Origin of the sequence: Nocardia sp. SYP-A9097 (assembly GCF_009649815.1) — a bacterium.
Lineage (GTDB): Bacteria > Actinomycetota > Actinomycetes > Mycobacteriales > Mycobacteriaceae > Nocardia.
In genome coordinates, this window is the sequence record NZ_WJIC01000010.1 from 90988 (window position 1) to 102752 (window position 11765).

The 11765-nt window shown below is 64.4% G+C and carries 8 protein-coding genes; 5 read left to right on the forward strand and 3 right to left on the reverse strand.

Annotated features, from left to right (window positions below):
• Nucleotides 1-76 precede the first annotated feature (76 nt).
• The 5 genes from GFY24_RS21155 to GFY24_RS21175 all read left to right on the forward strand — a co-directional run bounded on the left by GFY24_RS21155 (nt 77) and on the right by GFY24_RS21175 (nt 6211).
• Nucleotides 77-1540: a fatty acid desaturase gene (locus GFY24_RS21155; protein ID WP_153806803.1), complete on the forward strand. Its 1464-nt coding sequence runs from the start codon at nt 77-79 to the stop codon at nt 1538-1540.
• A 55-nt stretch (nt 1541-1595) separates the two neighbouring features.
• A complete protein-coding gene (locus tag GFY24_RS21160) occupies nt 1596-2798 on the forward strand; it encodes a type III polyketide synthase (protein ID WP_375336075.1) in 1203 nt (400 codons plus the stop codon).
• 36 nt (nt 2799-2834) lie between these two features.
• On the forward strand, nt 2835-4775 hold the full coding sequence (locus tag GFY24_RS21165) for an ATP-binding cassette domain-containing protein (RefSeq protein ID WP_153806804.1): 1941 nt from the start codon (nt 2835-2837) through the stop codon (nt 4773-4775).
• 29 nt (nt 4776-4804) lie between these two features.
• Nucleotides 4805-5659, forward strand: a complete 855-nt coding sequence (locus GFY24_RS21170; protein WP_153806805.1) for a helix-turn-helix transcriptional regulator — start codon at nt 4805-4807, stop codon at nt 5657-5659.
• A gap of 78 nt (nt 5660-5737) precedes the next feature.
• Entirely contained in the window at nt 5738-6211 is a 474-nt protein-coding gene (locus GFY24_RS21175; RefSeq protein WP_153806806.1) for an SDR family NAD(P)-dependent oxidoreductase, read from the forward strand.
• A 114-nt stretch (nt 6212-6325) separates the two neighbouring features.
• On the opposite strand, the gene GFY24_RS21180 is transcribed toward GFY24_RS21175, so the two are convergent.
• From GFY24_RS21180 to GFY24_RS21190, 3 genes are all read right to left on the reverse strand, one after another.
• A complete protein-coding gene (locus GFY24_RS21180; protein WP_153806807.1) occupies nt 6326-7399 on the reverse strand; it encodes a metallophosphoesterase in 1074 nt (357 codons plus the stop codon).
• Between the two features lie 244 nt (nt 7400-7643).
• On the reverse strand, nt 7644-10679 hold the full coding sequence (gene uvrA / locus GFY24_RS21185; protein WP_309231132.1) for an excinuclease ABC subunit UvrA: 3036 nt from the start codon (nt 10677-10679) through the stop codon (nt 7644-7646).
• 123 nt (nt 10680-10802) lie between these two features.
• Nucleotides 10803-11585: a sigma 54 modulation/S30EA ribosomal C-terminal domain-containing protein gene (locus tag GFY24_RS21190; protein WP_194852957.1), complete on the reverse strand. Its 783-nt coding sequence runs from the start codon at nt 11583-11585 to the stop codon at nt 10803-10805.
• Between the last annotated feature and the right edge of the window lie 180 nt (nt 11586-11765).

Below are 11765 nucleotides of genomic sequence, written 5' to 3' on the forward strand. Positions count from 1 at the left end.
TGTGTGCGTATGGCTTTCCGGGGCAGCGATGAACCTGATCGGCCGAGCAGCAGCCGATCAGACATGGAGGAATGAGATGACGACCGACGACCGCCCAGAAATCGAGGAGCGGGAACTCCGTCAACCTCCGCCGGACGGCCCACCTCCGATCTCGAACGTGTGGGTTTACAACGGCAAAGCCTACGACCTCAGCGACTGGATTTCCAAGCATCCGGGCGGCGAGTTCTTCATCGGGCGAACAAAAAATCGTGACATCACCTCGATTATCGGTTCGTACCACAAGAATCCGGAGGGAATCGGCAAGCTGATCGAGCGCTACGCGCTCAATCGCGATGCCCTGCCGGAGGATATCCATCCCAAGGCCAACGCGCCGGACTTCCTTTTCACCGAGGGTTTCGACAGCTGGCGCGACACCCCCAAGTACCGCTTCGACAATAAGGACGACCTGCTGCATCGGGTCAAGAAGCGGCTCAAGGAGCCCGAACTGGCCGCCCGCATCAAGCGGATGGACCGGGCCTTCAATATCGTCGTTGCGCTGCTTGCGATTTCGTACTTCGCGGTACAGGGTTTGCGCCTGTTCGAGCGCAGCTGGATGCCGCTGCCGGTGTTCGTGATCGCCATGGTGCTGCTGCGCAGTTCGCTGGCGGGTTTCGGGCACTACGCCATCCACCGCGCCCAGAAGGGCATGAACAAGATCTACACGAATGCCTTCGACTTCAATTATGTCGCACTGGCTTTCGTCACCGCGGACGGGCACGCGCTGCTGCACCACCCGCACACCCAGAGTGAAGTCGACATCAAGAAGAACGTCTTCACCATGATGACGCGGATCCCCCGGCTCTACCGGGTGCCGATCCACACCATTCACAAGTTCGGGCACACCGTCACCGGTATGACCATTCGACTGCTCGATGTCTGCCGCCTGACCCGCAAGGTCGGGATCAAGGATATGTACGGCACCTGGGGCGGTGCGCTGCCGCACTTCATCGGGTCGTTCGGCGTGCGGTTCCTGCTGCTCGGCGAGTTGATCGCGTTCATTGTCGCAGGCGACTTCTGGGCCTGGGCACTGCAATTCGTGATCTCACTGTGGATCAGCACCTTCCTGGTGGTGGCCAGCCACGACTTCGAGGAAGAGGTCGAGGAGATCGAGACCAATACCGAGGACTGGGGTATCAACCAGATCGAACAAGCCTATGACCTGAAGGTGGTCGGCAACCGCTACGTGGACTGCTTCCTGTCGGCCGGGCTCAGCTCGCACCGCGTGCACCACGTATTGCCTTACCAGCGCAGCGGTTTCGCCAATATCGCCACCGAAGACGTCTTGCGGGAGGAGGCAGCCGAATTCGGGATCGAATGGCTGCCGGCCAAGAGTTTCTTCACCGATCGTTTCCCGAAGCAGATCCGGACCTATCTGCTCGCTGCCTCGGACGACGCGAAGGAACAGAACTGGGGGTTCTTCCGCGAGCATTTCGCGCCGTCGGCCCTGAAGACCTGCGTGGTCTACACCGCCCAGGGCTTCACCGGAATCGGAACTGTCTGAACCGATTTCATGCACCGCCGGGCAATATTTTCACTGAAAGAAGGGGAGTAATTTCGTGACTATCACATTCAACGAGGGGGGCGCCGCGCCTGTAAAGACCACTCCGTACGCGGGTGGCCGGCACGGGTACGGTCTGGTCGAGACGGCACTGCCGCCGGCCCCGCCGACCACCATCGGCGTTATCGAGAGCATTGCGACGGGATCCCCGCTGCAGGTCGTCGATCAGGCCGAGGCGGCGCTGCGGGTCGCCGGGCGATTCGCCGATCCGGCCCAGCAGGCGCGTATTCCGCGGATCTACCAGAAGACCCGGATCGACACCCGCCACCTGGCCGTCGACCCGCTGGACGAGGCATTCCTGCCATTCAGTTCCAAGCCGGCCACCATTCGCGAACGCATGAATCTGTTCTACGAGCACGCCGCACCGCTGGCGGTCGATGTGGCCCGGCGCGCGATCGCCGGACTCGACGATCCAGCCGCGCAGATCGGGCAGCTGATCTTCGTGACCAGCACCGGATTCATCGCGCCCGGTGTGGATGTGGCCGTGGTCAAGCAGCTCGGCCTGTCCCCCGCCGTGAGCCGGGTGGTCGTCAACTTCATGGGTTGCGCCGCCGCCATGAACGGCATGCGGACCGCGGTGGACTACGTCCGGGCGCACCCGGACAAGAAGGCCATGCTCATCTGCATCGAAATCAGTTCGGTGAACGCGGTTTTCGACGACGATATCAATGATGTCATTACGCACAGCCTGTTCGGCGACGGCTGCGGCGCCGTCGTGATCGGCGCGGGCCAGCCGCATCAGCAGCTCGAGGCCGGCAAGATCGTCATCCGGGACAGCTTCAGCTACCTGTTCGACGATGCCGAGGACGGCATCGTGCTGGGCGTCAACGACAACGGCATCACCTGCGAACTCTCCGAGAACCTGCCGCAGTACATTCTGCGCGGCGTCGACCCGGTCGTCTCGGAAGTGTTGCACCGCAACGGACTCGACAAGTCCGATATCGACCTGTGGGCCATCCACCCGGGTGGACCCAAGATCATCGAGCAGTCCGCGGCCTCGCTGGGCATCGCACCGGACGCACCGGCGCTGAGCTGGGACGTACTGGCACGCTACGGCAATATGCTGAGCGTCTCGCTGATCTTCGTGCTGGAAGAGATGGCGCGACAGGCGGATTCGCCCGAGCCCCTCTCCACCGGCGTCGCGTTCTCCTTCGCGCCGGGTGTGACGCTCGAAGGCATCGTCTTCGACATCGTCCGCTAAAAGTATTCGCGCACAGCATCTTTCAGAGAGCAAGCCATGCAACTCATCAGATTCCTCATCTCCATCTCGTGGATGCGGATCGTGGCCGTCATCGCCGCCGGTCTGATCTGCGGCGCCGCCAACACCTACCTGGTGACACTGATCCGCGGTGTCGTATCGCCCGAACCGCATCCACAGGTCACCGTCGTGAGCTTCGCACTCACCGGCCTGGTGATCCTGGTGAGTGGCGTGCTCTCCCAGGTACTGCTGGTGCGACTGGCGCAGGACGCCATCTACCGGCTCCGCGCGGAGCTCAGCTCGGGCATCGTCTCGGCTCCGCTGGAGCATCTGGAACGCCTCGGCATGCACCGGCTCATGGCCACGCTCACCGAGGACGTTCGATCGCTGTCACAGGCGGTCACCGCGATTCCGAGTATCGCCGTCGATGTGGCGACCATCATCGGCTGCTTCATCTTCCTGGTGATGTTGTCCGGGCCGATCTTCGCGATCACGCTGCTGGGCACCATTATCGGAATCTCTTCCGTCGAACTGTTCCTCAAGCGGGTGCGAGTGCTGTACCGCGAGGCGCGGGAGAACGATGACGCGCTGCTGCGCGCCTTCCAAGCGGTGACGCTGGGCATCAAGGAGCTCAAGCTGCATCGCGGGCGGCGACGCGACTTCATGGAACGGCATCTACTCGGATCGGCGCAGGCGCTGCGGGATCAGAATGTGGAGGCCGGATCGCGGTTCTCCATCGGCCAGGGGCTCGGACAGGGACTACAGCTCGCCACCATGGCGCTGATCCTGTTCGTCGTCGCCAAATCCCTTGGCGTGCACCAGGATGTGATGGTCGGCTACGTGCTGGTCACCACCTTCCTGGCCATGCCCATGCAGAACTTCATGCATCGCATTCCGGATCTGCTCCGAGGTGATGTGGCGCTCGACAAGATTCGCGGCATGAACCTCTCCATGGAGACCATGCACAATGAGGATCAGCTGCCCTACAGCGATCGGCCCGCGGCCACCGAGGCGCGGCTGGAGTTGACCGACGTCAGCTACCACTACCGGTTCGAGGCGCCGTCACCGCTCGACGAAGGCCCCGGCGGGCAGCCGCCCGGGACCGGACCGCATCCGGGCGGACAGCCCAAGGGCGCGAAACCCGAAGGCGCACCGGCACATCCGGGCGCTCGCGGCGGACATCCCGCTCCCCCCGGTGGTCCTCCCGGTGGCGCGGGCGCGCATCGTCCCGGCGGTCCGCCGCCGCACCGCGGTGGACATCCCACCGGACCGGATGTGAACGGGCACCGCTGGGTCGATCATGGCCGCGACACCCGGCCGGTGCCGATGAGCGCCATGCCGGGCGAAGCGGGTGAAGGCGACGGATTCCGTTTGGGACCGATCGATCTCACCTTCGAGCCCGGTCAGATCACCTTCATCGTCGGCGGTAACGGCAGCGGCAAGTCCACCCTCGCCAAGCTGATCACCGGCCTGTACGTGCCACGCTCGGGCACCGTGAAGCTCAATGACGAACTGATCAACCACGAGAATATCGAGTGGTACCGGCAGAACACCTCGGCCATCTTCACCGATTTCCATCTCTTCGAGGACTACCTCGGCTTCGATCGCCCCGGCATCGACACCGAAGTCCAGCACTACCTCGAAGAGCTGCAGATCGCGCACAAGGTGACCGTCAAGGACGGCAAACTCTCGACCATCGACCTCTCACAGGGTCAGCGAAAGCGCCTGGCGCTCTTGACCGCCCTGCTGGAAGACCGCTCGATCTACCTCTTCGACGAGTGGGCCGCCGACCAGGAACCCAAATTCCGCGACGTCTTCTACACCGAGATCCTCGCCGAACTGAAGGGCCGCGGCAAAACGGTCATCGTCATCACCCACGACGACCGCTACTTCCACCTCGCCGACCAACTCGTCAAACTCGACTTCGGCAAGCTCACCGAGGCCGAAGCGATCGCCGGATTCGCACCCGGCACGGAGTAATACCCGACCCGTCGTTGTGGCCTCGAAGCATGGTCAGCGAAGCACCGGCAACGAAGCAGCAACGGCGGGAACAACTCCGAGACTTCCTAAGGACCCGCCGGGCGCGATTGACGCCCGGCGACGTCGGACTACCACCGGCGGGCAAGCGACGTACTCCCGGTCTACGCCGCGAGGAGGTCGCACTGCTCGCCGGTGTCGGCGTCTCCTGGTACACCTGGCTCGAACAGGGCCGCGCTATCAACGTCTCCGCCGAGGTACTCGACGCGATAGGCCGCGCGCTCCAGCTGAGCCAGCCCGAGCGCGCCCACCTGTTCGTCCTCGCCGGACTGAATCCGCCTCCGGCGCAACGTGTTCAGGCCGCGGACGTCACGCCCGAGCTGCACCGCCTGCTCGACGCCTGGTCACCATGCCCGGCACTGCTGCGCGATCGATACTGGAACATCCTCGCCGTCAATGACGCGACCCGGGCGGTCTTCGGATACGACGAAGCCGACCGCAATTGCCTGATCTCCTTCTTCACCAATGCCCGCTACCGGGGGATACACGTGCAATGGGCGCGGGTCGCACCGGCGGTCGTGGCCGCCTTCCGCGCCGAAGGTGCCCAGCTGGCGGGCGATCCGGAATTCGATCGGCTGGTAACCGAACTCAGCTCCGCGAGTACGGAATTCGCGGAGCTCTGGGCCAGACATGAGGTCGCCTCCCCCACCCAGGCGGTGAAGGCCGTGAGCCATCCCGACGCCGGTGAGCTGTTCTTCGACACCACCACGCTGGCCGTCATCGACCAGCCGGGCTGGTATCTCGACCTGTACAACCCCCAGCCCGGCACGTCGACGCGCGCACGGCTCGAAGGATTATTGTGCCCCGCTGCGCGAATCGCCGGATAGCGGAGCCGGCCTGGTGGTGACAGACCCGGGTTGACTGCGCACTGGTTGCCCGCACGCACACTCGCGATGCTGAAACCCATGACGCAGAACACCTTCCGATTCCAGAACAAGATCGCCCTCATCACCGGCGGCACCAGCGGCATGGGCCTGGCCACCGCACACCGGCTGCTGGCCGAGGGCGCGACCGTCATCATCACCGGCCGCGACAAGAACCGGCTCGACACCGCCGCGGCCGAACTCGGCCATGCCGCTTCAGCGGGCACTGCCGCCGAACGCATCCTGGCGGTGCCCGGCGATATCGCGGTCCGCGCCGACCTCGACACCCGCCGCATCCGCGTCAACTCGGTGAGCCCCGGCTATATCGAAACGCCCATGCTGCACGAGAACATCCCCGCCACGGCCTATCCCGGGATCATCGCGTCCGTCCCCGCCGACCGCCTCGGCACCGCGGACGACATCACGGCCGCGGTCGCCTTCCTCGGCTCCTCCGAGGCGTCGTATATCAACGGCCAAGATCTGGTGATCGACGGTGGCCTGGTCGCCACCATCTGAACGGGCCTTCTCACCGTGGCGATACCCGGCATACCGGATGTGAAATCGCAGTTCGACCTGCACGACTGATCCTCGCCGAAGTCATTGGCCCCACCGGTCGTTCGGTCGGACAGCTCAGGCGAGTCGCCGGTCGAAGACCTGGGAGCCCACACCGGTCGCCGGATCCACCGTCACCACACGCAGATTCACGGTGTCGGGGGTGAGGTCCAAGGCCATGAAACCCAATTCGTTCAAGGTCTCGAACAGCGCTGCGGTGTTCTCGCCGCCGCGCTGCGCTTTCTTGTCCGCGCTGGAGGTCTTACAGGCCGCGCCGGAGACAATCTGGCGGGTGCCCTTGGTCGCGGCGGTCGGTTCGAGCACCTGCAGGGTGTGGTCATGGCCGGAGAGCAGGAACGGGACTCGGCCCAGCACATGGTCTTCGAAGAATTGTTTGACGTGGGTACCGCCGACCGGATCGGGTAGGCCGTCGTAGCGGCCCGCATTACCGTGCGGACCATTGCTCAGGTACGGATGATGGGTGCAGACGAACTTCCACTGTGCGGTCGACTCGGTGAGTGCTCGATCGAGCCAGGCCGCCTGCTCGTTCATGAATTGACCGTCGGGCGCGAAGTACGAATCGGACGGGGAGTGGGCTGCCAGCGGGCAGAGATCGAGCACGAAGAATTCGACCAGAGGGTTCTGCTCGGGAACCCGCTGCGAGTAGTAGCGGCTCGGCATCCACCAGTGCGCCGAATTCGCGTGATAGCCGACCTCGAAGTTGCCGCGCTCGAGCCAGCCGCCGTCACCCGGCTTGGACAGGGTGTTGTCGTGATTGCCCAGCACCATGACCCAGCGGAAATCCATTCCGGCATTGGGCAATTCGAACTTGGACGCGAACTGCACATCATGATCGTCGTTCGGACCGGACTCGTAGATATTGTCGCCCAGCCCCAAGGCCAGCGAAAAGGGTTCGCGGGCATGGAATTCCCGCGCGGCATTGGCGACCGCCCATTGCGTCGAGGTCCCCGAGCCGGCGTCACCGGTCACCAGAATCCGCAGATTACCGCCGGTCGGCACGTCGAACTTGGTGACTCCGGCCGCGACCGGCACGGCCTGTGCCGGACTCAGCCCGAGTAGCGTGACGCCCGCCAGCACACCGGCCGCACCCGCCATCAGTTCACGCCGACCGAGTTGCGGTCCGCGAGCCATGGAATTTTCCTGGTTCATTGTGGTGTGTAACTCCGATGTGTTCGCGTCAACCGCCAATAACTGGTCGAAGGACCAGCGCGAGGAGTGTAGTGGACTCGGGTGCACCGCGACTCGGCATGCCACCACAGAATTCAGCACCCCATTTGTGCTCATGCCATAACGACGGCCCGGTCTGCCCGACGAGACGGGAAAGTCGAAGACCCCCACCGGGATTGGCGGGGGCCTTCGACTGCTGCGGTAGGTGTCAGCGCAGGGCGGCGGCCTTGCGACGGGCTGCCGCCGCCTTCTTCGCCGCGGCGTCGGCGGGCTTCTTCTCGGCTGCCGTGGTCTTCTTGGCGGAAGCACCATTGCTCGCGGTCGACTTCGCGGCGGCCTTCTTGGCCGGGGCCTTCTTGGCGGCAACGGCCTTGGCGGGGGTTGGGGGTTGTGCCTCGAGGACGCCCTGGAGGAACTGGCCCGTGTAGCTGTCCGCCACGGCCGCAATATCTTCCGGGGTGCCCTCGGCGATGACCATGCCTCCGCCGGAGCCACCTTCGGGGCCCATATCGATGACCCAGTCGGAGGTTTTGATGACGTCCAGGTTGTGTTCGATGACGATGACCGAGTTGCCCTTGTCGACGAGGCCGTTGATGACCTTGAGCAGTTTGCGGATGTCTTCGAAGTGCAGGCCCGTGGTGGGCTCGTCGAGGATGTAGATGGTGCGGCCGGTGGAACGCTTCTGGAGTTCCGCAGCGAGTTTCACGCGTTGTGCCTCACCACCGGAGAGTGTCGGTGCGGGCTGGCCGAGGCGGACGTAGCCGAGGCCGACATCCACCAGGGTCGCGAGGTAGCGGTGGATCGAGGTGACCGGTTCGAAGAATTCGGCGGCCTCCTCGATCGGCATATCCAGCACTTCGGCAATCGTCTTGCCCTTGTAGTGGACTTCCAGGGTTTCGCGGTTGTAGCGCGCGCCGTGGCAGACCTCGCAGGGGACGTAGACGTCCGGCAGGAAGTTCATTTCGATCTTCAAAGTGCCGTCGCCGGAACAGGCTTCGCAGCGGCCGCCCTTCACATTGAAGGAGAAGCGGCCGGGCTGGTAGCCGCGGACCTTGGCCTCGGTGGTGGCGGCGAACAGGGTGCGGATCTTGTCGAAGACGCCGGTGTAGGTGGCGGCATTCGAGCGCGGGGTGCGGCCGATGGGCGACTGGTCGACCTGGACCAGCTTGTCCAGGTGATCGAGACCGTTGACGCGGGTGTGGCGGCCCGGAACCTGGCGTGCGCCATTGAGTTTATTGGCGAGCACGGTGGCCAGAATGTCATTGACCAGCGTCGACTTACCCGAGCCCGAGACACCGGTGATCGAGGTGAGAATGCCCAGTGGGAAGCTCACATCGATGTTCTGAAGATTGTGCTCGACCGCGCCGACCACGGTGAGCTGCTTCTTCTTGTCCGCGGGCCGGCGCACCAGCGGGATCTCGATGCTTTCGCGGCCGGAAAGGTATGCGCCGGTGAGGGATCGCTTATCGGTCAGCAGCCCCGGGTACGGCCCGGAGTACACCACTTCACCACCGTGCTCACCGGCGAGCGGACCGATATCGACCACCCAGTCCGAGGCGTGAATGGTGTCCTCATCGTGCTCGACCACGATCAGCGTATTGCCGAGTTTCTTGAGCCGCGTGAGGGTTTCGATCAACCGCCGGTTATCGCGCTGATGCAGGCCGATGGACGGCTCGTCCAGCACGTACAACACGCCGACCAGGCCGGAACCGATCTGCGTCGCCAGCCGAATACGCTGCGCCTCACCGCCGGAGAGCGTGGCCGCCGCGCGCGAGAGCGTCAGGTACTGCAGGCCGACATCGAGCAGGAAGCCCAGCCGCGCCTGAATCTCCTTGACCACCTGCGCGGCGATCGCGGCCTGTCGTTCATCGAGGGTGAGCGAGTTCAGGAAGTCCGCCGCGTCGCCGATGGACAGGTCCGAAATATCGGCAATCGACCTGTCCTGCTTGCCCGCTCGCAGCGTGACCGCCAGGATCTCCGGCCGCAGGCGCGCACCATTGCAGACCGGGCACGGGATATCCCGCATATACCCGTCGTAGTACTCCTTGGCCGATTCGGATTCGGTGTTGTCCATGCGCCGCTGCAGGAACGGCATGACGCCTTCGAAATCGGCGTAGTACGAACGCTTCCGGCCATACCGGTTGGTATAGGAAACGTGTACCTGCTCGGAACTGCCCTCCAGCACGGCCTTTCGCGCCTTGGGCGGCAGATCCTGCCAGGCGGTGTCCATGGAGAACCCCATGGCCTCGGCCAGACCGGAGAGCAGGCGGGTGAAGTATTCGGCGGTCTGCCCGCGCGACCACGGCGCGATCGCACCCTCCCCCAGGCTCAATTCGGTATCCGGCACAACGAGATCCGGATCGACCTCCTTGCGAATACCGAGCCCGGTGCAGTCCGGGCAGGCGCCATAGGGCGAGTTGAACGAGAACGAACGCGGCTCGAGATCCTCGATATCGAGGGGGTGCCCGTTCGGGCAGGCCAGCCGCTCGGAGAAACGCCGCTCCCGATCGTGCGCGTGCTCATCACGATCGACGAAGTCGAGCACCACAATGCCGTCGGCCAGGCGCAGCGCCGTCTCGATCGAATCCGTCAGGCGCTGTTTGGAAGTCGGCTTCACGGCGAGACGGTCGACGACCACCTCGACATCGTGCTTCTCCTGCTTCTTCAGCTTCGGCGGCTCGGTCAGCGGATACACCACGCCGTCGACCCGCACCCGCGAGTAGCCCTGCCCGTTCAAAGACTCGAAGAGGTCGACGAATTCGCCCTTGCGGGTACGCACCACGGGTGCGAGCACCTGGAACTTGATGCCCTCCTGCATGGCGAGCACCTGATCCACGATCTGCTGCGGCGACTGCTTCTCGATGAGATGACCACAGGTCGGGCAGTGCGGTGTGCCCGCGCGCGCGAACAGCAGGCGCAGATAGTCGTAGACCTCGGTAATGGTGCCGACGGTCGACCGCGGATTGCGGTTGGTCGACTTCTGATCGATCGATACCGCGGGCGAGAGCCCCTCGATGAAGTCCACATCGGGCTTGTCCATCTGCCCGAGGAATTGTCGCGCGTAGGCCGACAGCGACTCCACATACCGGCGCTGTCCCTCGGCGAAGATGGTGTCGAACGCCAGCGACGACTTACCGGACCCGGACAACCCGGTGAACACGATGAGACTGTCGCGGGGTAGGTCGAGATCGACCCCCTTGAGATTGTGTTCCCGCGCTCCTCGCACCGTCAGGCGATCCGCCACCGGCCATCCTTCCAACGTTTCGGCATCAAAGACAAACCCCCGACGCCATGCTAGGCGTGCCCACCGACAAGTTCGGTCACGCATGCTGAAACGCTGGTCACACGATGTAAATTGCGCGCTACGTCACTCCGGGACGAGACGGTCCGTGAAGCACAACGACGGCTGTGGGCTCGATTGTTCCGGGATGGTCCGGCGCACACAAGGCACCGAGATGGCTCGCGGAGCCAAACCGCGATCGCGGGACCGATCCTCCGAGCCCGCGGCGGTCACCAAGGCCAGGTCACCGTCGAATCGGCGGTAGACCAGCCGGCCCCGGCGGGTGTCCGGATCGGTGAAGAACAGATACGACACCCCGCCCAGGCATAGTCGCGCGGCGGCTTCGTCCTCCAGCAGAGCCGGAACACTGTCCCGATGTTGACGCAGCGGCCGCGCGCCGAGTGGCCCGCTCCAGCACACCACCGCATCGGCCCCGGTCTCGGCGTCGATATATAGGTGCGCGTCGTAATCCATCGCATCGAGAGTCAGCGCGGCCGCCCCGGCCGTGGCCACCTGTAATCGACAGTCCTTGCGCCGCACGATCGGACGCGGACCGGTGACCACGGCCAGGGGCGGCCGTGCCGGGTCGGGCCAGGGCCGGGACGCTTCCTCCGGTGGACAGCCAAGCCGCAGGTCGAGGCGTTCCAATGCGAAGGTGGTCGCGAAGCGTCCCGGCCCGGCGACCTGTACCCGGAACGCCTTCCCCAGCGTCCGGATCGATATTTGCGCGATGGTGTTCTCATCGTCGGAGTCGGGCCAGTGCAGACGTGCCCGCACCGGCCCTTCCACCCCGTGGCGGCGCATGATTCTGCCCAATCCACGCACCACGCGGGTCACCTCGGCGGCCGGCACCGGTCCGCGTGTGGTCACCACGAAATCCTCATCGGTTCCACTCGACCACACATCGAACCCGCCCATAGCCGACCCACTTTCCCGATTCCGACCCGGCAACCCGCTCCTATGACAACACGCCACGCCGCGCGGCGAACAGGGGATAAGGTCCCAATCCGGGCTATTTTTTGGAAATTCTTCCGTTAAAAAGTTGGCGGA

Coding starts and splice junctions, on each gene's coding strand:
- GFY24_RS21155 (WP_153806803.1), top strand. CDS start 77: ATGACGACCGACGACCGCCCAGAAATCGAGGAGCGGGAACTCCGTCAA.
- GFY24_RS21165 (WP_153806804.1), top strand. CDS start 2,835: ATGCAACTCATCAGATTCCTCATCTCCATCTCGTGGATGCGGATCGTG.
- GFY24_RS21170 (WP_153806805.1), top strand. CDS start 4,805: ATGGTCAGCGAAGCACCGGCAACGAAGCAGCAACGGCGGGAACAACTC.
- GFY24_RS21175 (WP_153806806.1), top strand. CDS start 5,738: ATGACGCAGAACACCTTCCGATTCCAGAACAAGATCGCCCTCATCACC.
- GFY24_RS21180 (WP_153806807.1), bottom strand. CDS start 7,399: ATGGCTCGCGGACCGCAACTCGGTCGGCGTGAACTGATGGCGGGTGCG.